The organism is uncultured Massilia sp., from assembly GCF_913773735.1.
In the GTDB taxonomy this organism is placed as follows: Bacteria; Pseudomonadota; Gammaproteobacteria; order Burkholderiales; family Burkholderiaceae_D; genus Telluria.
Genome location: NZ_CAJYEB010000046.1, coordinates 21,580 through 44,455, shown reverse-complemented (window position 1 = coordinate 44,455; position 22,876 = coordinate 21,580). Strand labels below are relative to the sequence as shown.

19 protein-coding genes and 1 pseudogene are annotated in these 22,876 nt (G+C 69.9%); 4 read left to right on the top strand and 16 right to left on the bottom strand.

Features of this window, described 5'->3' with window-relative positions:
* Window positions 1–9: 9 nt before the first annotated feature.
* The 10 genes from QZ749_RS23585 to QZ749_RS23540 all read right to left on the bottom strand — a co-directional run bounded on the left by QZ749_RS23585 (window position 10) and on the right by QZ749_RS23540 (window position 13,378).
* Entirely contained in the window at window positions 10–858 is an 849-nt protein-coding gene (locus QZ749_RS23585) for an aldo/keto reductase (RefSeq protein WP_296952329.1), read from the bottom strand.
* A gap of 147 nt (window positions 859–1,005) precedes the next feature.
* The gene (gene fusA, locus QZ749_RS23580) at window positions 1,006–3,114 is read right to left on the bottom strand and encodes an elongation factor G (RefSeq protein WP_296952326.1); all 2,109 of its coding nucleotides are present in this window, start codon (window positions 3,112–3,114) and stop codon (window positions 1,006–1,008) included.
* A gap of 330 nt (window positions 3,115–3,444) precedes the next feature.
* Window positions 3,445–4,947 (bottom strand): glycoside hydrolase family 30 protein, encoded by a 1,503-nt coding sequence (locus QZ749_RS23575; RefSeq protein ID WP_296952323.1) that lies wholly within the window; start codon window positions 4,945–4,947, stop codon window positions 3,445–3,447.
* Window positions 4,944–6,308, bottom strand: a complete 1,365-nt coding sequence (locus QZ749_RS23570) for a glycoside hydrolase family 5 protein (RefSeq protein ID WP_296952321.1) — start codon at window positions 6,306–6,308, stop codon at window positions 4,944–4,946. Before QZ749_RS23570 ends, QZ749_RS23575 begins: the two co-directional genes overlap by 4 nt.
* A 4-nt stretch (window positions 6,309–6,312) precedes the next feature.
* On the bottom strand, window positions 6,313–9,045 hold the full coding sequence (locus QZ749_RS23565) for a TonB-dependent receptor (protein WP_296952319.1): 2,733 nt from the start codon (window positions 9,043–9,045) through the stop codon (window positions 6,313–6,315).
* Window positions 9,046–9,344: 299 nt separating this feature from the next.
* Window positions 9,345–10,379, bottom strand: a complete 1,035-nt coding sequence (locus QZ749_RS23560; RefSeq protein WP_296952316.1) for a LacI family DNA-binding transcriptional regulator — start codon at window positions 10,377–10,379, stop codon at window positions 9,345–9,347.
* Between the two features lie 25 nt (window positions 10,380–10,404).
* Window positions 10,405–11,856, bottom strand: a complete 1,452-nt coding sequence (locus tag QZ749_RS23555; protein WP_296952313.1) for a glycoside hydrolase family 30 beta sandwich domain-containing protein — start codon at window positions 11,854–11,856, stop codon at window positions 10,405–10,407.
* Between the two features lie 180 nt (window positions 11,857–12,036).
* Window positions 12,037–12,222, bottom strand: a complete 186-nt coding sequence (locus QZ749_RS23550; RefSeq protein ID WP_296952309.1) for a hypothetical protein — start codon at window positions 12,220–12,222, stop codon at window positions 12,037–12,039.
* Between the two features lie 33 nt (window positions 12,223–12,255).
* Window positions 12,256–13,143 (bottom strand): SPFH domain-containing protein, encoded by an 888-nt coding sequence (locus QZ749_RS23545; RefSeq protein ID WP_296952306.1) that lies wholly within the window; start codon window positions 13,141–13,143, stop codon window positions 12,256–12,258.
* A gap of 58 nt (window positions 13,144–13,201) precedes the next feature.
* Complete coding sequence (locus tag QZ749_RS23540) at window positions 13,202–13,378, bottom strand: hypothetical protein (protein ID WP_296952303.1); 177 nt, start codon at window positions 13,376–13,378, stop codon at window positions 13,202–13,204.
* Between the two features lie 151 nt (window positions 13,379–13,529).
* Here QZ749_RS23540 and QZ749_RS23535 point away from each other — a divergent pair, with 151 nt between their 5' ends.
* A complete protein-coding gene (locus QZ749_RS23535; RefSeq protein ID WP_296952300.1) occupies window positions 13,530–13,736 on the top strand; it encodes a hypothetical protein in 207 nt (68 codons plus the stop codon).
* Between the two features lie 16 nt (window positions 13,737–13,752).
* Here QZ749_RS23535 and QZ749_RS23530 read toward each other — a convergent pair whose 3' ends face one another.
* Together QZ749_RS23530 and QZ749_RS23525 are read right to left on the bottom strand one after the other, a co-directional pair.
* The gene (locus tag QZ749_RS23530; protein ID WP_296952295.1) at window positions 13,753–14,100 is read right to left on the bottom strand and encodes a hypothetical protein; all 348 of its coding nucleotides are present in this window, start codon (window positions 14,098–14,100) and stop codon (window positions 13,753–13,755) included.
* A gap of 29 nt (window positions 14,101–14,129) precedes the next feature.
* Window positions 14,130–14,609: a nuclear transport factor 2 family protein gene (locus QZ749_RS23525; protein WP_296952292.1), complete on the bottom strand. Its 480-nt coding sequence runs from the start codon at window positions 14,607–14,609 to the stop codon at window positions 14,130–14,132.
* Window positions 14,610–14,929: 320 nt separating this feature from the next.
* Between QZ749_RS23525 and QZ749_RS23520 the strand changes: the two genes are divergently transcribed.
* Together QZ749_RS23520 and QZ749_RS23515 are read left to right on the top strand one after the other, a co-directional pair.
* Window positions 14,930–18,043 (top strand): alpha-1,6-glucosidase domain-containing protein, encoded by a 3,114-nt coding sequence (locus QZ749_RS23520; RefSeq protein ID WP_296952289.1) that lies wholly within the window; start codon window positions 14,930–14,932, stop codon window positions 18,041–18,043.
* 116 nt (window positions 18,044–18,159) lie between these two features.
* On the top strand, window positions 18,160–19,653 hold the full coding sequence (locus tag QZ749_RS23515; RefSeq protein ID WP_296952286.1) for a DUF1565 domain-containing protein: 1,494 nt from the start codon (window positions 18,160–18,162) through the stop codon (window positions 19,651–19,653).
* Between the two features lie 16 nt (window positions 19,654–19,669).
* On the opposite strand, the pseudogene arsC reads toward QZ749_RS23515, so the two are convergent.
* A pseudogene (arsC, locus tag QZ749_RS23510) lies at window positions 19,670–20,014 on the bottom strand (arsenate reductase (glutaredoxin)); the annotation flags it as partial.
* A 260-nt stretch (window positions 20,015–20,274) separates the two neighbouring features.
* Between arsC and QZ749_RS23505 the strand changes: the two are divergent.
* Window positions 20,275–20,913: a 1-acyl-sn-glycerol-3-phosphate acyltransferase gene (locus tag QZ749_RS23505; protein WP_296952284.1), complete on the top strand. Its 639-nt coding sequence runs from the start codon at window positions 20,275–20,277 to the stop codon at window positions 20,911–20,913.
* Here the strand turns inward: QZ749_RS23505 and QZ749_RS23500 are convergent.
* The 3 genes from QZ749_RS23500 to QZ749_RS23490 form a co-directional block, all read right to left on the bottom strand.
* Entirely contained in the window at window positions 20,887–21,447 is a 561-nt protein-coding gene (locus QZ749_RS23500) for a HupE/UreJ family protein (protein ID WP_296952281.1), read from the bottom strand. The genes QZ749_RS23505 and QZ749_RS23500 overlap by 27 nt on opposite strands.
* A gap of 22 nt (window positions 21,448–21,469) precedes the next feature.
* Window positions 21,470–22,090 carry an urease accessory protein UreG gene (gene ureG / locus QZ749_RS23495; RefSeq protein ID WP_296952392.1) on the bottom strand — a complete coding sequence of 207 codons (621 nt, stop codon included), beginning with the start codon at window positions 22,088–22,090 and terminating at the stop codon, window positions 21,470–21,472.
* Window positions 22,091–22,203: 113 nt separating this feature from the next.
* The gene (locus QZ749_RS23490; RefSeq protein WP_296952278.1) at window positions 22,204–22,869 is read right to left on the bottom strand and encodes an urease accessory protein UreF; all 666 of its coding nucleotides are present in this window, start codon (window positions 22,867–22,869) and stop codon (window positions 22,204–22,206) included.
* Between the last annotated feature and the right edge of the window lie 7 nt (window positions 22,870–22,876).

Below are 22,876 nucleotides of genomic sequence, written 5' to 3'. Positions count from 1 at the left end.
CGCCGCGCCTCAGCGCATCGCCAGCGGCAGGCGCCGGTGCGGCGGCGGGAAGCCGGCGTCGAGCTGCGCCAGGTCTTCCGCCGTGAGGACGATGTCGAGCGCCTCGCGGTTGGCGCGCACGTGCTCCAGGCGCGTGGCCTTGGGAATCGTCACCACGCCTTCCTGGTGCAGCAGCCAGGCCAGCGCGATCTGCGCCGGCGTGCGCGCGTGGCGCCGCGCCACCGTGCGCAGCTGGGCGTTGCCGAGCAGCGCGGCCTGTTCGGACGCCGACGACTCCAGCGGCGAATACGCCATCACCGGGATGCCGCGCTCGCGGCACCAGCCCAGCAGGTCCCATTCGATGCCGCGCCGGGCCAGGTTGTACAGCACCTGGTCGGCGGCGACCCCGGCGCCGCCGGGCAGCGCCGTCGTTTCCAGCATGTCGTCGAGGTCGAAATTGGAGACGCCGTAGTCGCGGATCTTGCCGGCGTCGACGAGGCGCTCGAAGCCCTCCAGCGTGTCCTCGAGCGGCACGCGGCCGCGCCAGTGCAGCAGGTAGAGGTCGAGGCAGTCGGTGCCGAGCCGGCGCAGGCTGCGCTCGCAGGCGGCGCGCAGGCCGTCGCGGCCGGCGTTGTGCGGATAGGCCTTGCTGACCAGGTAGAGGGCGTCGCGGCGCCCCGCGATGGCCTCGCCCACCACTTCCTCGGCGCCGCCCTCGCCGTACATCTCGGCGGTGTCGACCAGGGTCACGCCCAGTTCGATGCCCAGGCGCAGCGCCGCCACTTCCGCCTTGCGCTGCGCCGGGTCCTCGCCCATGTTCCAGGTGCCCTGGCCGAGGATGGGCATGGTACGGCCGGATGGCAGGGTCAGCTGTTTCATCTTTCCTCCAGGGTGGAAGTCGCAGCATCAACCATACCGCAAATCGGCCGGCGTCGTCCCGGCGCAGGCCGGGACCCGGTTTTCACGCACCGTGGCGGCGCACGATCGGACCCCGGCCTGCGCCGGGGCGACGGTATTCAGGCCGCCTTAGCGCGACGCGCGCGCCGTCGCGATCTGGTCCAGCACATGCTTGGGCACCGCCGCATAGTGCTTGAACTCCATCGTGTAGGTCGCCCGGCCCTGCGTCAGCGAACGCAGCGTGGTCGAGTAGCCGAACATCTCGGCCAGCGGCACGACGGCGTTGATCAGCTTGCCGCCGCCGCCCGGGATCTCGTCCATGCCCTGCACCAGGCCGCGCCGCGTGGACAGGTCGCCCATCACGTTGCCGGTGAACTCTTCCGGCGTCTCCACCTCGACCTGCATCATCGGCTCCAGCAGTTCCGGCGCCGCGCGGCGCATGCCGTCCTTGAACGCCATCGAGGCGGCCATGCGGAACGCGTTCTCGTTCGAGTCGACGTCGTGGTACGAGCCGAACGTCAGCGTCGCGCGCACGTCGACCACCGGGTAGCCGGCCAGCACGCCCGCCGGCAGCGTCTCCTGGATGCCCTTGTCCACCGCCGGAATGTACTCGCGCGGCACGACGCCGCCCTTGATGGCATCGACGAACTCGTAGCCCTTGCCCGGGGCCAAAGGTTCGAGCTTGAGCACCACGTGGCCGTACTGGCCCTTGCCGCCCGACTGCTTGACGAACTTGCCCTCGACGTTCTCGACGGTGTTGCGGATCGTCTCGCGGTAGGCCACCTGCGGCTTGCCGACGGTCGCCTCGACGCCGAACTCGCGCTTCATGCGGTCCACCAGGATCTCCAGGTGCAGCTCGCCCATGCCGGACATGATGGTCTGGCCCGATTCCTCGTCGGTGCGCACGCGGAACGACGGATCCTCCTGCGCCAGGCGGTTCAGGGCGATGCCCATCTTTTCCTGGTCGGCCTTGGTCTTCGGCTCCACCGCCTGCGAGATCACGGGCTCCGGGAACACCATCTTTTCCAGCACGATCACCTTGTCCGGATCGGACAGCGTGTCGCCCGTGGTAACGGCCTTCAGGCCCACGGCCGCCGCGATGTCGCCGGCGAACACCTCCTTGATTTCCTTGCGCTCGTTGGCGTGCATCTGCAGGATGCGGCCCAGGCGCTCCTTCTGGCCCTTGGTCGGGTTGTACACGCTGTCGCCCGAGTTGACCACGCCCGAATACACGCGGAAGAAGGTCAGCTGGCCCACGAACGGGTCGGTCATGATCTTGAAGGCGAGCGCCGAGAACGGCTCGGAATCAACCGGATGGCGTTCGATCGGATTGTCGTCCTCGTCGGTACCGGCGATCGCGGGCACGTCCACCGGCGACGGCAGGTACTCGACCACGGCGTCGAGCATCGCTTGCACGCCCTTGTTCTTGAAGGCGCTGCCGGCCAGCATGGGCACGATCTCGCCGGCGATGGTGCGCTGGCGCAGCGCCGCCTTGATCTCGTCTTCCGTCAGCTCCTCGCCGTTCAGGTATTTCTCGGTCAGCTCGGGCGTGGCCTCGGCCGCGGCTTCGACCATGGTCTCGCGCCATTTGCGCGCCACGTCCTGCAGCTCGGCCGGGATGTCGCCGTATTCGAAGCGCACGCCCTGGCCGGCGTCGTCCCACTTGATGGCGCGCATCTTGACCAGGTCGACGACGCCCTCGAAGCGGTCCTCGGCGCCGATCGGCACCTGGATCGGCACGGCGTTGCCCTTCAGGCGATCCTTGATCTGCTGCTGCACGCGGAAGAAGTCCGCGCCGACCCGGTCCATCTTGTTGATGAACGCGATGCGCGGCACCTTGTATTTATTGGCCTGGCGCCACACGGTCTCCGACTGCGGCTGCACGCCGCCGACCGAGTCGTACACCATCACGGCGCCGTCCAGCACGCGCATCGAGCGCTCGACCTCGATAGTGAAGTCGACGTGGCCCGGGGTGTCGATGATGTTGATGCGGTGTTCGGGGAAGTTGCCGGCCATGCCCTTCCAGAAGGCCGTGGTGGCGGCCGAGGTGATCGTGATGCCGCGTTCCTGTTCCTGCTCCATCCAGTCCATCGTCGCCGCGCCGTTGTGGACTTCCCCGATCTTGTGGTTCACACCCGTGTAGAACAGGATGCGTTCCGTCGTGGTCGTCTTGCCGGCGTCGATGTGGGCGCTGATGCCGATATTGCGGTAGCGTTCGATGGGGGTTTTACGGCTCATCACAATCTCCAGTGGATTAGGAAGCGGCCCATGGCGGCTTCCGAGGACGCGTAGGTGGAGACGTGTTTCCGGCTTTCAAGCCCGGCAGGCGGTGCGACTGGTCCAAGGATAGGGACGGCATGCCGGGTGCATGGAAGCGTTCGACGCGGCCCGGCACCAGCGAGCAATGTAGCCGAAACCGGCGCGGTGTGCAGGCGCGCCCCCCCCCCCAAAAAAAAACACCGTCGCCCCGGCGCACGGCCGGGGCCCAATGTCGTGACGCCGTCGAAACGCGTGCAGAATTGGACCCCGGCCTGCGCCGGGGCGACGAGGTACTGCCGGCGGTGGCGCTTACGCGAGCACCGTCTGGATCGCCCGCGCCGGGATCTCCACGGTGGTCTCGACCTTGTCGACGAACAGCCGGTATTTCTGCGGCTTGTCGGTCTTGTTCAGCACCAGGATCGCCAGGCCGCCGTCCGGGTTGCGGAAGGCGGTCGCGTCCAGCACGCTGCGGCTGGTGGCGGCGCCGACGCGGCGCGCCTGCGGCTTGATGTAGCGGCTGACGTGGGCGATGTAGTGGAAGATCGGCGTGAACACCAGCTCGCCGTCGTCGCTGGCGTGCAGCGGCGCGAAGCAGTAGTTCTTCACGTGGTTCGGGCCGCCCTGCATGTCGAGCAGCATGTTCCAGTCGACCCAGCCGCTGCTGCCGGCGTTCAGGTCGGCGATCATCTGGCTGCCGTAGCGCTCGCCGTTGGCCCAGTCCTGCAGGCGCGTGGCATCGTACTTCTCGATGCAGCCTTCCGTCATCAGGAGGGGCACGTCCGGATAGGCCTCGTGCACGGCGGCGACGTTGCGGTGCATCGGCTCGCCGCCGGCCCAGGTCTCGTACCAGTGGTAGGCCACGCCCCATACGTACGGGCGCGCCTTCGGGTCTTCCAGCACGTGGCGGGCGCGCTGCGGCAGCAGGTCGCGGTTGTGGTCCCACACGAGGATCTTCTTGCCGCCCATGCCGGCCGCCTTCAGCGTGGGGCCGAGGTGGTCGCCCAGGAAGCGGGTCTCGTCCTCGGCGGTGTAGAGCATCGACTCCCAGGTCTGCGTGGCCATCGGCTCGTTCTGCGGCGACACGCCCCAGATCGGCACGCCGGCCTTTTCGTAGGCCTGGATGAACTTCACGAAGTAGTTCGCCCACACGGCGCGGTATTCCGGCAGCAGCGTGCCGCCCTTGAGCATGGTCTTGTTCGACTTCATCCAGGCCGGCGCGCTCCACGGCGTGGCGATCACGCGCATCTCGCTGCTGTGGACCTTCGCCGCGGCGATGCCTTCGCGCAGCAGCGGAATGCGGTGCTTCAGGTCGTGGGCGATGTCGAACGACGCCAGCGAGGTGTCGCCGTCGCGCACGTAGCTGTACGTGTCGGTGCCGAAGTCCGAGCTGTTGATCGTGGTGCGCATGATGTTGTAGCCCAGGCCCTGGCGCGGGTCGAAGCAGGCGGTGATGAATGCCTTCTTCGCGGCCGGCTTGAGCTTCGCGTACAGGTCGGCGGTGGCATCGGTGACGGCGCCGCCGAAACCGAAGATCGCCTGGTAGCGCTTGCCGGTGTCGACGAACACCGAGATGTCGGTCTCCACCGGTTGCGTGGCCGCGACCGGCGCGGCCAGGCTGCTGGCGACCAGGCGTCGCTGCGCGTCCTTGGCGGTGGTTACCACCTGCCACGGGCGCGTGCCCGCGGTGCTGGTGGCGCTGGTGCTGCCGGTGGCGCCGGCGGCCTGGCCGGCCGGGGCGGCGGCGCGTGCCAGCGGGCCCGCGGCCAGGGTGGCGGCGCCCATCAGGCGCAGTGCGTCTCGTCGTGTGGTCACTCTTTCGTCTCCTTGTCGTTGTTCGTCGTTGTCGGCTGCGGACCGCCGTCCCCGCCCGGGGCGAACGGCCGCGGCGCCTGCGCGCTGGTCATCCAGTGCAGCAGGCGCGGATGGGAATCGTAGCGCAGGCTGCCGAATCCGCGGAAAAAACCTTCGATCTCTGCCAGCGAGGCGCTGCGGAAATCGATCTTCGGCACCCGGGCGCCGGCGGCATTGGTCACCATGCCCCAGGTGCCGTCGCCGTGGCCGCCCTCGTTCGTGACGACCTTGTAGGACCAGGCGGCGGCCGCCCAGCCCAGTTGGGCGTAGCGGTCGAAGCTGGCGCGCGCCACCTGGCCGCCCTGCTCCAGGCCCTGGCCGGCCCAGGGCTGGATCTCGCCCACGAAGAAGGCCGTGTCGAGCGCCGCCAGCTTGCGCTGCCACGCGCAGGTGCCGCCGTCCGGCGCCGTGCACTGCAGCCAGCCGCGGTGCACGTCCAGGCCGGGCCGGCCCCAGCCGAAGAAGCCGGGGTACGGGTGCATCTCGAAGGCGACGTTGCGCATGCCCTGCGCGCGCGGGTCGCCGTAGGCGTCGATGCCGTTCTTCGCATGGCCCGGCAGGATCGCCACGTGGTGCGGGTCCACGGCGCGCACGGCGCGGTACAGCACCGCGATCTCGCGCGCCATGGTGTCGGGGTCGGTGCCCCAGGGTTCGTTCAGCAGGCTGTAGCCGGCCACCTCGGGACGGTCGCGGTAGCGCGCCGCGATCTCGCGCCACAGCCAGGCGGTGCGCTCGCGGTAGGCCGGCGTGCTCCAGTACAGGTTGCGTCCCGCGCAACCGCTGTGGTGTTCCAGGCCCTGGCTGCCGGCGGCGCCGTGCAGGTCCAGCACCACGTAGATGCCGCGCCGGCGCGCCCGCTCCAGCGCCTGGTCGAGATAGCGCCAGGCGTCGGGACGGAGGCGGCCCGGATGGTCCTCGTCCTCGACCACGGTGTGCAGGAACGGCAGGCGCACCAGGTTGACGCCGAATTCGGCCAGGCGGTCCCAGTCCGCTTCGGTCATCCAGTTGTCGCGGAACAGGTCCATCAGGCGCGCGCGCTCGGCGCGGCCGAAGCGGCGGTCGAGCAGGCCCTCCAGCCGGCACTGGTCGTCGATGCCGCCGACGCCCTGGCCCATCATCCAGAATTCGTTGACGAGCCAGTTGCCGAGGTTGGCGCCGCGCAGCACGACCGGCGCGCCGTCGGCGCGCACCCAGCGCGTGCCGTCGGTCCGGATCATCTGGCCGGCGCCGGCGATCGGCGCCGACGATGCGCCCGGCGTCCCCGCGCAGGCGGACAGCAGGGCCAGCGCCGCCAGCGCCGGGAGGGTGCGTCGCAGGATCACGCGCTTACAGCTTGTAGTTCAGGCCGAACAGCACCTGGCGGCCGTAGGTCGTGTAGCGCTCCGGCGCATAGGCGCCGCTGGCGAACGCGCTGCCCTGCTTGGTCTGGTACGGCTGGTTGCCCAGGTTGTTCACCTGGACCAGCAGGCCGAGGTTCTTGTACGGGCCGTCCTGGAACTCGTAGCCGACCTGCACGTCGATCTGCTTCTCGGCCAGGATCTCGCTGAACGAACGCTGGGCGAACAGGCCGGTGACCTCGCCGCGGAAGGCCGAGCGGTAGCGCTCCGCAATCCGCGCCGAGAAGCCGTTCTTCTCGTAGAACACCGTGAGGTTGGCGACCACGCCCGACAGGCCGGGCAGCTTTTCCTTCGTGCCCGGGCCGTTCGGCGAGATCGAACTCTCGGTGCCGGAGGCGCTGGCCTGGACGCCGAAGCCGTCCAGGCGGTCCCACAGCATGCTGGCCTGCAGCGAGGCGGTCAGCTCGATGCCGCGCACGAAGCCGCCCTGGCCGTTGGACGGCTGGTTGATCGTGCCGATGTTCGAGATCGGGACCACGGTGCTCGGGTTCGGGAAGCCGGTGAAGTCGAACGGGCGCTGCTGGTTGTAGATGTAGCTCTTCAGGTCCTTGAAGAAGTACGCGGCCGACACGTAGCTGCCCTTGTTGATGTAGTGCTCGAGCGACAGGTCGTAGGAATTGGCGCGCCATGGTTCCAGGTGCGGGTTGCCGCCGCTGCCGTTCCACTCCAGCGTGGACTGGCTGACGCCGGCCGCGATGCCGGCGCGCATGTCGGACATGCGCGGACGCGCCACGGTCTTGGCGGCGCCGAAGCGCAGGTAGGTGTCGCCCAGGTAGTTGCCGAGGTCGAAGTTCAGGTTCAGGCTGGGCAGCACGTCGTGGTAGCTGGCGCCGTCGCGCAGGTCGGTGACCACGCCGCTGTTGACGGCCTTGCCCTCGGCCCGCTGGTTCACGTGCACGTACTGCACGCCGGCGTTGCCGCGCACGGGGATCTTGCCGATCTCGGTGTCGATGCCCAGGCGCACGAAGCCCACCGACTGCTTCTCGGTGACGGCCCAGTCCTGCTGCGCCACGTCGGTATCGATCGGCATCTTGTCGTAGAAGCGGTTCAGCGCGGCCAGCGGATCGTAGCTCAGCACGCCCGGGATGCCGGCCCAGGCCAGCGAGGTGGTCGGCTGGATGATGTCCGACGGGACCGTCGTCAGCGCGCGGTCGTTCTTCAGCGCGTAGCGCTGCGAGACGTCCTCGTGCGACTTGTCGCGCTTGGTGTAGCTCAGGCCGGCCTGCACGTCGCGCAGGATCGGCATGTCCAGTTCGCGCTTGACGTTGAACTTCGCGGCACCGAGCTTGTCCTCGACGATCGGGTGGTGCATGGTGGCGTCGTGGCCCCAGCCGCCCGGGTCGGTCAGCTTGACGATGGCCGGGTTGGCGAGGTCCACGCCGGGCGTGAACGTCGGCAGGCCGGCGCCCACCGGGATCCGGAAGCCGAAGTTGTTGTCGGCGGCGCCGCTGCCGGCGCGGCCCAGGCCCGAGTAGGTTTCGGAGGTCTCTTCCTTGCGCTTGGCGGTCGAGTACGAGAGGTCGCCGTCCACGGTCCACTTGCCGTCGCGCCAGTTGGTGTTCCAGCCGGCGGCGCCCAGGTGGTCCTTGCGGCGGTTGGCGTCGTTGCGCACGATCGGCTCCAGGTTCACGATGGTGCCGCCGGTGAGCATGCGCTGGTTGCCGATGGTCTCGATGATCGGATCGCGGTAGGTCACGCTGTCGGCCGAGTTCCACATCACGCCGCGCATGATCTCCTTCTGGTCGAACTGCGAGTAGTACAGGTCCAGCACCGAGCGCGTGTTGCGGTTCGGCTTCCAGTCCAGCACCGCCATCAGGCCGTCGCGCTTCTGGTCGCGCGAGGTGGCCGTCACCTCGGCGCCCTTGAGCGCCGTGACGTCCTCGTTGCCCGGCGGGAGCTTGTTGTTGTTGCCCCAGTACCAGGACTTGTACTCCTTCTGCTGGCCCGGCGAATCCAGGTGGGCGTAGCCGATCGCCACGCCGAAGGTGTTGTCGAGGAACTGGTCGATGTACGAGACCGAGAAGCGGCCGCCGTTGGCCGACCAGCCCGAGTTGATGGCGCCGTTGCCATTGTGCTCGCCGCGCGCGTTCAGCGCGATCGTGCGGCCGCGGCGGTCCAGCGGACGCACGGAACGCAGGTCGATGGTGCCCGACAGGCCGGCCGACGTCATCGACGCGTCCGGCGTCTTGTACACGGTGACGCCGCCGAGCAGCTCGGACGGGTACTGGTCGAATTCGGCGCTGCGGTCGTTGCTGGTGGACGTCTGTTCGCGGCCGTTGAGCAGCGTGACGGCGAAGTCCGGTGCCAGGCCGCGCAGCGAGATCACCTGGGCGCGGCCGGCCACGCGCTGCGCGGTCAGGCCCGGCAGGCGCGCGATCGATTCGGCGATCGACACGTCCGGCAGCTTGCCGATGTCTTCCGCGGTGATCGCCTCGACGATCTGGTCGGCGTCCTTCTTGATGGCGGTCGAGCTCTCGATGCTGCCGCGGATGCCGGTGACGACGACCTGGCTGGCGCCGCCGGCATTGCTGGTGCTTCCCTGCTCCTGCGCGACGGCGCCGGCGCTCCACAACAGCAGCGCGCAGGCGGTGGCGATCGGGGTCAGGGATGGCGATGAAGAGGTGGAACGGCTGCCGCGGCGGGCTTGGCCTTGCTGGTGCATGGTGCGTCTCCTGTTGTCGTTGTAGTGGGTAATGCGCTTGGAAACGTTGCCAAATCAAGATGCAATTTGGAAACGTTGCCACATCGAGCGGCCGATCCGCCCTTGTCCTGGCTTCCCCTCGGTTGGTACGGCCTGGCCGGCAGCGTTCCTGTCGTCGATCTGGATTGGAAACGTTGCCAAACTAATGACTGCGATTATTGTCGTTACTGAAATCCGATGTCAAGGCCGCTTGGCGCGTGCGCAACGGTTTTACGTGGATCGGCGCATGAAAAACATCGCCCCGGCGCCGGGGCGGCGCCTCATGTCGCCTTGCGGGGGCGCTTTTTCGGCGCGCGGTGGCCCAGCGTCGAGCGCAGGCTGACGCTGACGGGGAAGGTGCGCGTCACCGGACGCGCGTGGCCGTAGCAGAGGTTGAGCAGTTCGGCCACGCCGTTGCGCGCCATCTCGCGCCACGGGATGTGCACGGAGGTCAGGCGCGGCGTCGCGTAGGCGGCGCCCGGCGCGTCGTCGTAGCCGATCACGGACACGTCGGCCGGCACGCGGATGCCCGCTTCGTGGAAGAAGGACAAGGCGCCCAGCGCCATCTCGTCGTTGGCGCAGAAGACGGCGCTGAACGGCCGGCCGGACGCCACCAGTTCGCGCGCGGCGCTGCGCCCGCCGTCCGGCGAGAAGTCGCGCTCGGCCATCCACACCTTGCCGGTGTCGATGCCGGCCGCCGCCAGTTCGCGCAGGAAGCCGTCGATGCGCTCGACGTTGTCGGGCGCCGACGCCGGCCCGCCGATCACGGCGATGTCGCGGTGCGCATGGTCGAGCAGCGCGCGCGCGGCGAGCTTGCCGCCCAGGCGGTGGTCGACCGTGAAGCACTGGCCCGGCATGCCGTCGAAGTGCTGGTTCAGCGCCACCAGGCGCTCGCGCTTCGGCCCGAGGGTAGCCAGGTCTTCCTCGGTCAACGGGCAGGTGATCGCGATGACGCCGTCGCAGCCGCGGTCGACCAGCAGGCCCACGCCTTCCAGGGCCTGGCGCCGCGCATCCTCGCGGCTGACGCCGAACGTGACCATCATGTGCAGGCCGGCGGCGCGCAACTCGGCGTCGATGATCTGCAGGATGGCCGCATAGAAGGTGCCGGACAGCAGCGGGATGTAGACGCCGACCATGCGGCTGGTCCCGTACAGCAGCGAACGCGCGGCGTGCGAGGGCCGGTAGCCGAGCGCGTCGATCGCCTTCCTGACGCGTTCGAGCTTGTCGGGCGAGACCGAACCCTGGCCGCGCACGACGCGCGACACCGTCCCCAGCCCGACGCCGGCCATCTGCGCCACGTCCTTGATCGTCGCCACCCTGCCTCCCCTCGCTGCGTCGCGTTCAGTCGGATGCGCGCCACGTGAACGTGGCCACGCTCGATGCCGGCAGGCGGTAGCGGAATGCCTGGCCGCCGACGCGCACCGAGAACGCGCGCTCGCCGTCCGCCGCATTCGCCACCAGCAGCGCCAGCGAACCGTCCGGATTGCGGAAGGCGACGTTGGCCAGGTCCTTGTCGGCGCTGTGCGATTCGACGCGGCGCGCCCCTGGCAGCACGAAGCGGCTGGCGTGCGCCAGCGCATAATACTCGACGTTGCGCGTCACCGCGCCGCTGCGCGAATCGATGGTGACGACGCCGCGGCAGTTCTTGCAGCCGCCGAGGAACGGGCCGTCCTTCTCGTCCAGCGCGAGGTTCCAGAACAGCACGCCGCGCGCCCAGTTGCGGGTGGTGTCGATGACCAGCGTGCGCGTGAAGTACATCAGGTTCTTGGCCCAGTCGGTGGCCCAGCCGCCGCCCGAGCACTCGGTGAACCAGGTGTCCTTGTCCGGGAAGCGGTCGTGCAGGCGGCCCTGGGCGCGCACGTCGCCGGCGTAGCAGTGCCAAGCGATGCCGCTGACGAAGCGCGCCGCCTTCGGGTCGGACAGCACGATGGCGGGCGACTCCGGTTCGTCCCAGTTGTGGTCCCAGTCGAACAGCAGGGTGCCGGGATGGTCGGCCGCCAGGCGCGGGCCCAGGTGGCCGCCGATGAAGGCGGCGCGCTGGGCCGGCTCGACGCGCATGCCGGGATAGTCGTCCGGTTCGAAGTGCGGCTCGTTCTGCAGCGTCAGCGCGAAGATCGGCACGCCCTCCTTCTTCATGTCGCCCACGTAGCGGCTCAGGTAGCGCGCGAACGCATCGTAGGCGTCGGGCTTGAGCGAACCCTTGACCAGGCTGTCGCCGCTCTTCATCCAGGCCGGCGCGCTCCAGGGCGAGGCCATCACCTTCAGTTGCGGATTGATGGCGAGGGCCGCCTTCACGGTCGGCAGCACGGTGGCGCGCTGCGGGTCCAGCGAGAAGCGCGCCAGCGCGGGATCCTGCTGGCCGCGCGGCACGTCGTCGAAGGTGTAGTGCGCGCGCGAGAAGTCGGAGGCGCCGATCGTCAGGCGCGTGAACGACAGGCCGATGCCCTCGCCCTGGCGCCCGAACAGTTCGCGCAGCAGCGCGTCGCGCTGGGCCGGCGCCATCTTCTGCTGCACCAGCCAGCCGGTGGCGTCGGTGATGGCGGCGCCGAAGCCGGCCATCTGCTGGTAGGACTTGGCAGGGTCGATGTCGATCGATGGGCCCGCCGTGGGGGCGCCGGCCGCCGCGGCGTCGAAGCGCGTGTCCGCTTCGTGGGCGAGCAGCCTGGCGCGGTCGCCGGTGGTGACCCAGGCCTGGACGGTCGGGTTGGCGGCGGCGGCGTGCTGCGCCGCGAAGCAGGCGGCCAGCAGCGCGCCGGCGCCGATGCGGCGCCAGCCGGGGTGTTTCGGATGCATGCTTGTCTCCTCGTTGCCGGGGCGAGGCGGAATGCGTTCGCCGGCCGGCCAGGGCAGCGCTCTCTCGTGGCCCGGGAAGGCCGCACGGATTGGAAACGTTGCCAAATTATGGCGGCCACTATATCACTCGCGATTTCCGGATGTCAAAGCCGGTGACGGCGCGGCGCGCAGGACGGGGTTTCACTCGTCCCCGTCGTCCGCGGGCGCCGTCCCGACCCGTATTCCCCGCCGCGCCAGCGCCTCGCGCAGCAGGAACTCGATCTCCGCGTTCACGCTGCGCAGGTCGTTGGCGGCCAGGCGCTGCAACTGCTCCCACAGGGCGGGATCGATGCGCAGCGGATAGGATTTTTTGCCGGGACTTGCCATGCGCGCAGTATCTCAGGATCTCGGGCCGGCCGCTCAGTTGTACAGGGTGCCGGCATTGACGATCGGCTGCGTCTCGCGGTCCGAGCACAACACCACCAGCAGGTTGCTGACCATCGACGCCTTGCGCTCGGCATCCAGTTCGACGATCTCGCGCTCGGCCAGGCCCTTGAGGGCATCTTCCACCATGCCGACCGCGCCGCGCACGATCTGGGCGCGGGCGCTGACGATCGCCTGGGCCTGCTGGCGGCGCAGCATCACCTGGGCGATCTCGGGGGCGTAGGCCAGGTGCGTCAGCTTGGCGTCCACCGTCTCGACCCCGGCCGCCTCGAAGCGCGCGGTCAGCTCGGTGCGCAGGGCCAGGCCCACCTCGGCCGCGCCGCCGCGCAGCGTCAGTTCGTCCGGCCGCAAATCCTCGCCTTCGTCGTAGGCGTACTGGGCGGCCAGGTGGCGCAGCGCCGCTTCCGCCTGCACGGTCACGTAGCGCTCGAAATTGTCGACCTCGAACAAGGCCTGCGCCGTGTCGCGCACGCGCCAGACGACGGCGGCCGCGATCTCCACCGGGTTGCCCCGTTTGTCGTTGACCTTGAGGATCGGGATGTTCAGGTTGCGCGCCCGCACCGTCAGGCGGTGCTTGCGGTACAGCGGAAAGGCCCAGCGCAGGCCCTCGCTGCGGTCGGTGCCGACGTAGCGGCCGAACAGGGTCAGCACGGCCGTCTCGTTCGGCTGCAGCATGTACAGCCCGCCGCAGCAGAACACGCCCAGCAGCACCAGCGCGACGCCGGCGATCGCCGTGCCCGGGCCCGCTTCCACGCCGACCTTGACGAGCCAGGCACCGGCGAGGACGGCCAGCAGGCCGCCGCCGAAGGCCAGGTAACCGTTTGCCGACGCGCGGGGCGTTTCGTGACGTTGGTGCGTGGTCATCCTCGTTCTCCGTAGTGATCTGAAAGTGATATCACTTTAAGATCATCTGGACAGTTCGTCAAGCATCGGCGCGCCCTGCCCCGTCGACCTCGCCGGCGATGGCGGACAGCCGGACGTCGCCCATGGCCCGCAGCATGAACGCCCCGGTGGCGGCGAAGATCGCTTCCAGCCGCGCCACGGCGGCCCGCTCGATCCGGCGGTCGTCGTCGGCAGCGACCGGCCGCGGCGCTGGCATGGCAGGCCGCACGGAGGCTGCCGGATCGCGTCAGAAGTGTGGTGGCGCTCGGCGTGCCGATGATGGGACGCGCGCCGATGCCGCCGACGCAGCCGGTTCCGCGCACCGGGGAGGCGCTGTGTTCTACACGCGATACTTTCAGGAGCGGGGCATGGCCGAACGGGTGCCGGAGCGCGATGTCCGCTCGGCGCCGAGGAGAATCGACGCCGCTGCCGCGGGCGACGGCCCGCGCGCCGGCGTGCCCGACCTGCGCGGATCGGTCGCGATCGAGGGGGCCGGACACTGGCTGCCGCAGGAGCGGCCGCGGGAAGCGGACGCGCCGATCCTGTCATTCCTGCGCGGCCCGGGCGGCCGGTAGCAGGACGAGCGCCGCGCTATTCGTCGAAATCCTCGGCCAGGTTCTTCCACCCGCGGCTCTTGGCGAACGGCGCGAATTCCTCCGGGGCCTCGAGCACGATCAGGCGGCTTTCCTGCAGGCCGGGGTCGCTGTGGCCGAAGTCCGGCCCCTTGTAGCCGACCGCGCGCAGGCGGTCGACGAGCTGGCGCACCAGCACGTCGTCCTTGTAGGCGCCCGGTTCGAGCCGGTTCTTGAACTCGACGTAGACGTCGATGATCCCGTAGCCCTCGTCGAAGATGCGGATCGCCTTGACGTCGTGGGTACGGCCATTGCCGTCCTTGGCCTGGAACGGGCCGGACAGCTCGATATCGGATTCGGTAGTCATGGCCGCGAGCATACCACTCGGCGGCCCGTTCAGTGGTCGTAACTCAGTACGCGCAGCAGTCGCCACTGCCCGCCGTCGCGTTCCCACACCATCGCGAAGCGGTAGACGCTGCACGCTTCCGGCGCCGCCGGGGACGGCCGGTTGCAGAAGCGGTGCTTGCCGATGTGCATGGCATGGTCGGGGCCCGCCGGGAACACCTCCACCGTCCCGGGCAGCGCTTCGCGCCGCACGCGGTTCGGCGCGCGGAAGTTGCGCTCGAAGATGGCGATGTTCTCGGCGTAGCCGGTGACGCCGCTGCGGTCGTGGTAGAACTCCAGCCGCGGGCTGAACCCCTCCTTCAGCGGGCCGATGTCGCGCGCATTCAGCCCCGCGAACAGGCGCGCGTCAGCCGCCACGATCTCCCGCTCCAGTCGCGCCCGTGCCGGATCCTCGTCCGCCGCCGTTGCCGCAGTTGCCATTGACGTGACCGTTGCCGCCATCAGGCAAATCGCCGCCAGTCGCTTGTCCATGCTCGCTCCTCGTGTGAAAGCCCCACTCTGCCCGCACGGCAAGGCAGGCGCACGCCCGATCCGACGAAACGCCGGGACGCCTGGACGAACGCTGCGAAACCGACGACCGGCGGGAGCGGCCGCGCACCCGCGCCCGCCGGCCTGTCGGCAAATCCGCCACACCCCCGCGCACGCCAGGTTTTTGGCACGGAATCGTTTCACTCAGTAGTAATATTACATGCCACCGTCGAGCACGCTGCTTGCACGGGTGGAACATTCTGGTGAAGCGTCAACATAATTACCACAACGATCACGGAGACAGTATGTTCACAATATGTAGTTTGACTTCACGGCGCGGCTTCGCCGCGGCCGCCTGCATCGCGTCCATCCTGCTGGCGGGCTGCGGCGCCGGCGACGGTACCCAGGCGGGCGCCACCGCCGGCAGCCGCCTGCTGGCCAGCAGCAGCAGCAGCAGCGGCAGCGCTGCGCCCGCGCCGGTGGCCGCCAACACCATCCGCATGCACTTCCGACGCATCCAGGGCGACACGGCGCAATGGGGCGTGTATTCCTGGGACGGTCCGCGCCAGCCCAGCGCCACGTGGATCACCGACCGCTTCATGTTCACCGGCACCGACGGCTTCGGCGGCTGGGTCGACATCCCGCTGGCCGCCGGCAAGACGGCGATCTCCTTCCTGGTGACGGACGGCAACGGCAGCAAGAACTGCGAAGCCGACCAGCGCGCCGGACTCAGTGCCGACGTGGCCACGCGCGGCCAGGAAATCTGGATGCTGGAGGGCGACTGTGCGATCTACACGGCGCCGCCGGCGCTCACCTACGGCAACCTGGCCAATGCGCGTGCGCACTGGCTGTCGGCTACCACGCTGGCCTGGCCCGGCGCCGCGGCCGACGCCACCTACAAACTGTTCTATGCGGCCGACGGCGGCCTGGCCTTCGGCGAGTCGGGCGTCTCCGGCGCCGACGGCAGCGTCGACCTGTCCGCGGCCGCGCTGCCGGACGCGATCCGGCGGAAATACCCGCACCTGGCGAACGCCACCGGCCTGCGCCTGCAGGATGCCGATGCGGCCAAGCTCGCCGCGCTGGCCAGCTACCAGTTCGCCATCGCCCAGTACGACGGCGCCGGCCGGCTGCTGCAGGCGACCTCGCTGCAGATGGCCGGCATGCTGGATGACGTGTTCGCGGCGCGGGCGCAGCAGGCCCAGCTCGGCGTCAGCTTCAACCTGCTGGGCATGCCGACCTTCCGCGTCTGGGCGCCCACCGCCAAGTCGGTGGCGCTGAACGTCTACCCCAGCGCCACCGCGACCAGCGCCACCACCGTGGCGATGCGCCGCGACGCCGCCAGCGGCGTGTGGAGCTACACCGCGCCGAACATCGCCTGGACCAACCGCGCCTACTACACGTACACGGTGAACGTGCTGTCGCGCTGGGCCGACAACAAGGTGGTGGCGAACACGGTGACCGACCCGTACTCGGTGAGCCTGGACGCGAACAGCGCGCGCAGCTTCGTCGCCAACCTGGACAGCCCGCTGCTCAAGCCCTTCGGCTGGGACCTGCAGCGCATCCCGGCGCTCGCCCATCCGACCGACATCGCGTTGTACGAACTGCACATCCGCGACTTTTCGGCCTCCGACGACAGCGTGCCGGCGGCGCACCGCGGCAAGTACCTGGCCTTCACCGACACCCGCTCGAACGGCATGCGCCACCTGAAATCGCTGGCCAGGGCCGGCATGACCCACGTGCACCTGCTGCCCAGCTTCGACTTCGCCAGCGTGAACGAGGCCGGCTGCACCACGCCCGCCGTGCCGAACGGCGCGCCGGACGGCACGGCCCAGCAGGCGGCGGTGGCGGCCACCCAGGACAGCGACTGCTTCAACTGGGGCTACGATCCGGTGCACTACAACGCGCCCGAGGGCAGCTACGCCACCGACGCCGCCGACGGCGCGGCGCGCATCCGCGAATTCCGGGCGATGGTGCAGGCGCTGCACGACGCCGACCTGCGCGTGACCATGGACGTGGTCTACAACCATACCAGCCAGTCGAAGCAGGGACCGCTGTCGGTGCTGGACCGCATCGTCCCCGCCTACTACTACCGCCTGGGCCAGGACGGCAACATCCTGAACGACAGCTGCTGCGCCGACACCGCGCAGGAGACGGTCATGATGGGCAAGCTGATGATCGACTCGGTGTCGCTGTGGGCCCGGCAGTACAAGGTCGACAGCTTCCGCTTCGACATCATGGGCTTCACCCCGCTCGACCTGATGAAGCGCCTGCAGGCCGACGTGAACAGGGCGGCCGGCCGCGACATCTACCTGTACGGCGAAGCCTGGAACTTCGGCAGCGTCGCCAACGACGCCCGCTTCGTCCAGGCGCGCCAGGCCAATATGTACGGCAGCGGCATCGGCTCGTTCAACGACCGCATGCGCGACCCCGTGCGCGGCGGCGGCTGCTGCGACACCGGCAGCGCCCTCGTCACCCAGCAGGGCTTCATCAACGGCGCCTTCCTCGATCCGAACGGCCAGGCCAGCCTGGGCCGCGACGACGTCCTGCGCATGGCCGACCAGGTGCGCGTGGCCCTGTCGGGCACGTTGCGCGACTACCGCTTCACCGACCGCACCGGCACGCTGCGCAGCAATGCCCAGATCGACTACTTCGGCCAGGCCGCCGGCTTCGCCGCCAACCCGGCGGAGACGATCAACTACATCGAGGCGCACGACAACCAGACGCTGTTCGACATCAATGCGCTGCGCCTGCCGCAAGGCACGTCGCTGGCCGACCGCGTGCGCGTGCAGAACCTCGGCGCCGCCATCGTGCTGCTGGCCCAGGGCGTGCCATTCGTCCACGCCGGCCAGGAACTGCTGCGCTCGAAGTCGCTGGACCGCGACAGCTACAACGCCGGCGACTGGTTCAACCGCCTCGACTACGGCTACGCGTCGAACAACTTCGGCGTCGGCCTGCCGATGGCCGGCCCGAACCAGGACAACTGGAGCTTCATGGCGCCGGTGCTGGCCAACCCGCTCGTCAAGCCGGACAGCCGCGCCATCGTGTCGGCGCGCGACGTGTTCGAGGAATTCCTGGAAATCCGCAAGAGCACCCCGTTGTTCCGCCTGCGCACGGCCCAGGACGTCGTCGAGCGCCTGAAGTTCCACAACGTCGGCCCGGACCAGGTGCCGGGACTGGTGGCGATGAGCATCGACGGTTTCTCGCCGCGCCGCTATCCGGGCAACGAGTACGCGCGCGTGGTGGTCCTGTTCAACGTCGACAAGGCGGCCAGGCGCTTCGCCATCCCCGAGCTGCAGGGCCGCAAGCTGGCGCTGCACGGCATCCAGCGCCGCGGCAGCGACGAGGTGGTCAAGTCCGCGACCTACGAGCGCGCCAGCGGCACGTTCACCGTGCCGGCAAGGACGGCGGCCGTGTTCGTGCAGAACGACGCGGACTGACACCCGGCCTTGATCCCGCATCTTATGCGGGATCAAGCGCGACATTGAGGCAGGCAAGCCTGCGCTGGCGTCTGCGGCGCACACTGGCGCCGTCATCCGCTTCGCCGACCTGCCCAATGTTTTTATCGCTCATCTTCTTGCCGGCAATCGCCGGATGCGCGCGGTGGCGCGCTGCGCTCGGGGCGCTACGAACGCCGCGGGCGCTACCTGCGCTGCGGGCGCTGCGGCCGCCGGGCGTGCTGGCGGCGCTGGCGGCGCTGGCGGTGCGGGCGTCCCTCGCGGCGGTGGCAGCCGTCCTGCCGCTGGCCGCCTGCACCGTCAAGGACAAGCCGCCCGTCAGCGTCACGCCCCAGGTCGTGCCCACCGAACTCTGGGTCGCGCCCGACGGGCTCGACAGCAATCCCGGCACCCGGGCGGCGCCGCTGCGCACGCTGGCGCGCGCCGCCCGGGTGGTGCGTCCGGGCACCATCGTCAACGTCCTGCCGGGCACCTACCACGGTGGCTTCCGCACCGCCGTCAGCGGGCTGCCGAACGCGCGCATCGTCTTTCGCGCCACGCAGCGCCGGGGCGCCCGCATCGTGCCGCCGCCGGTGTCGAGCAGCGCCATGGCCTGGGAGAACCGCGCCAGCTACGTCGACATCGAAGGCTTCGAGGTCGACGGCAGCGCCCACGGACCCGACGCCGCGGCGGGCATCGGCACGCGCTGGACGATCGGCATCTACAACGCCGGCTCCTACGACCGCATCGTGGACAACCACGTGCACCACGTGGCCACGGCCATTCCCTGCACCAGCGCGGGCGGATCGGGCATCGGCATCGACAGTTTCTTCCGGGGCCGGCACGCGCAGGTGCTGGGCAACAGCGTGCACGACATCGGCCCGCCCGGCTGCCGCTGGGTCCAGGGCATCTACGTGAACACCCCCGCCGTCGTCCGCGGCAACGTCGTCTACCGCATCGCCGCGGCCGGCATCCACCTGTGGCACGACGCGCGCGAGGTCGTCGTCGTCAACAACACGGTGGTGGCGTCGACGACCGGCATCGTCGTCGGCGGCGGCGACTTCTACCACGCCAGCGGACCGAACGACCATACGCGGGTGCTGAACAACATCGTGTTCGACAACCGCTACGGCATCCTGGAACAGGGGCAAACGGGCAAGCACAACAGCTACCGCAACAACCTCGTGTTCGGCAACCGCGAGGACGACTGGCGCCTGGCGCCCGGCATGACGCACAGCGGCACGGTGGCCGCGCCGCCCGGCTTCGTCGGCTACACGCGCGAAGGCACGCCCGACCTGCGGCTGGCCGCGACCTCGCCGGCCATCGGCCGCGGGCTGGCGGGCAAGGAGACCGGCGTGGCGGACGGCGCGCCCGATGGCGCCGCCGGGGACGCGGGGGCCGTCGGGGGGGCCACAGTCGCTGCCAGCCGGGGAGAACATGCCGGGGTCGGGGCCGTCGCCAGCAGCGGGGCCACCAGGGTCGCGGCCGCCGCCGCGGGCGCCGCCGCCCCGGCTGGTACGCCGGCCGGCACCCCGACGGGCACCCCGGCCGGCCCCTGCGCCACGGCGCCCGGCCGCGCGGGCCGCGTCGACATCGGCGCGTGCCAGCGCTGACGGGCGGGCGTCGCTACAGGATGTCCTGCACCAGCTCCGCCGGGCGGCACAGGCGCACGCCCTTCGGGGTGACGACGAACGGACGGTTGATCAGGACCGGATGCGCCAGCATCGCGTCCAGCAGCGCCTCGTCGCCGACGCCGGGCGCGAGCAGGCCGAGTTCCGCCGCGACCGGCTCCTTGGCGCGCAGCGCGGCGCGCACCTGCAGGCCGGCGCGCGCGATCATGTCCCGCAGCGCGGCGCGCGTCGGCGGATGCGCCAGGTAATCGACCACCTGCGGTTCGATGCCCGCCGCGCGGATCGCGGCCAGCGTGTTGCGCGAGGTGCCACAGCGCGGGTTATGGAAAATCGTGACGTCCATCCTGATATCCTTTTCATCTCCTGGCGCGCACCGTGGTTCGCGCACAACGGATTGTCAATGCATTGGCAAGAAGGCCAGGATGATACGGGCAGCGGCGCCATGCTTCCAGTTTTTTCGCTTGTTCGGCGATGGGCGGCCCGATAGAATGCGCGGTTTGCTTTCTGGATCGCAATGCGTTTTGCTCGCGCGCACGGCGATTGCATGACGAACAATGCCGACGACAGAGGCCGCCCACGGCCCGCCCGCATGGAGAGAACACGATGGATGACTACCTGATGCGCCCCGGCGCACTGCCTACCTGGGGCCAGCGCACGTCGCTGCGCCTGCTGAACCTGTTCGGCTGGAATTTCCGCTGGAAACCCCTGCCCGGCCCGCACGGCATCGCCGTCGTCTACCCGCACACGTCGAACTGGGACTTCTTCGTCGGCCTGCTGGCCAAGTGGACGGTCACGCACCAGTTCAGCTGGCTGGCCAAGGATTCGCTGTTCCGTGGCCCGATGGGCCGGTTGATGCGCTACTGGGGCGGCGTCGCGATCGACCGCAGCTCGCCGCAGGGCGCGATCGTGCGCCTGGCCCAGACCATCCGCGCATCGAACTGGTGCTGGCTGGCGATCACGCCGGAAGGCACGCGCGGCTACCGCCCCTACTGGAAGAGCGGCTTCTACCGCATCGCGCTCGCCGCGAACCTGCCGCTGGTGCTGGTCAAGCTGGACTACGGCACGAAAACGATCGACGTCACCCAGAGCATCGTCCTGACCGGCGACGAGGCGGCCGACATGGCGGCCATCGCGCAGGCGTTCGAGGGCGTGCAGGCGCTGCACCCGAAGGATGCGGCGCCGATCCGCCTGGCGCCGCCGGACGCGCAGCCGTCCTCAACCCGCCAGCGCAAGCAGGCATAGGCCGGCCGCGCCGATCGCCGCGCCCAGCATGCGGCGCACGCGCTCGCCCGGCACGGCGCCCGCCGCCATCAGCAGCAGGCTCGCGAGGATGAAGCCGGCGCCGCTGGCCATGCCCGTCAATTCCTGGCCGTGCGCCAGGCCGTGCAGGAAGGCGCATCCGCCCACCGTGGCGACCGCCAGCTGCGGCGGCAGGCGCAGCGCGAACGCGGCCAGCATGCCCAGCAGCAGCACGGTGGCCGCGATCGACAATTCCAGCCGCGGCAGGTCGATCCCGCCGGCGCACGAGGCGCCCAGCGCCATCAGCACCAGGAAGGTCGGCGCCAGCACGGCGCCATGGCGCTGCTGGCGGCTCCACAGGCCCACGGCCAGCAAGGCCAGCAGGTGGTCCAGCCCGCCCAGCGGATGCAGGAAGCCGGCCACGAAGCCGCTCTCCGTTCCATGTCCCGGGTGCGCCGCCGCCGGCAGGGCCAGCGCCAGGCCGCCCGCGGCCACGCTCGCGCGCGCCAGCAGCGCGCGCATCGTCATCGTCGTCATGTCTTCTCCTCGTCGTCGGTAATCAGTGATCCAGCAGGCCCTGCTCGCGGATGAACGCCACCACCTCGTCCACGCCCGCGCCCGTGCGCAGGTTGGTGAACACGAAGGGGCGCTCGCCGCGCTGGCGCCGCGCGTCGCGCGCCATCACGTCCAGGTCCGCGCCCACGTGGGGCGCGAGGTCGGTCTTGTTGATGATCAGGAGGTCCGAGCGCGTGATGCCGGGACCGCCCTTGCGCGGGATCTTCTCCCCGCCCGCGACGTCGATCACGTACAGCGTCAGGTCCGACAGCTCGGGGCTGAAGGTGGCGGCCAGGTTGTCGCCGCCCGATTCCACCAGCACCAGTTCGAGCGCCGGGAAATCGGCCTGCAGGCGCGCGATCGCTTCCAGGTTGATCGACGCGTCCTCGCGGATCGCCGTGTGCGGGCAGCCGCCCGTCTCCACGCCCATCAGGCGCTCGGGCGGCAGCGCGTCGGCGCGCAGCAGGATCTCCATGTCTTCGCGCGTGTAGATGTCGTTGGTGATCACGGCCATGTCGTAGCGCTCGCGCATCGCGCGGCACAGCATTTCGCACAGCGCCGTCTTGCCGGAGCCGACGGGGCCGCCGATGCCGACGCGCAGGGGGTTGGATGTCGTCATGTTGATTTCCTAGTCAGTCGGGGTCAGAGTCCAAGCGTGAAAGCCGGGCTCCGACCCCGAGGGTAACAATCTGTCGGAGACAGAGCCCAGGCATGAAAACCGGGCTCCGACCCCGAGCGTTACGAACGATACAATCTGCCATGCTGCACCTCGTGCCGCATCGACAGCATGGACAGGCCGGGCGCCCAGTTCGACAGGTCGTCGTCGTGCAGCGTGCGCGCCAGGGCCGCCGCGCGCTCGATGTCGGGCCGCAGCGACAGCAGCAGGCGCTGGCCCGCCACCTGACCCAGCGGCACCGACTTCACGCACACCAGCACCTGGTTCTCGGCCCAGGAAAACAGCATCGCCAGCAGCGCCTCCTCGTGCGGGATGCCGAGGCCGTCGACGGCGCAGGCATAGGCCAGCGGCAGCGACACGTCCGGCCCCAGCGCGGCCGTATCGGCCACGCCCAGCTCCTCGACCAGGCGCGCCAGCGAATAGCCCATCTGGACCGTCTCGGCGCGCAGCTCGGCCGTGTCGCGCGAGGCCAGGAAGCAGTCGGCCCAGCCGCGGATGCCCACCGCGTCGCCGGCGGCGAAGGCGCGCAGCAGGCGCCACAGCAGCGGCGCGTCCCAGCGTGCCACGACCTCGTCGAGCTGGCGCGCGATCCAGTCGCGCGCGCTCGCGGCGTCGCGCACCAGGCCCTGCTCCAGCGCCGCCTCCAGGCCCTGCGAATAGCTGTAGCCGCCGATCGGCAGGGCCGGGCTGGCGAACTGCAGCAGATGCAACAGCGCCGCCGCGTTCATGTCGCGC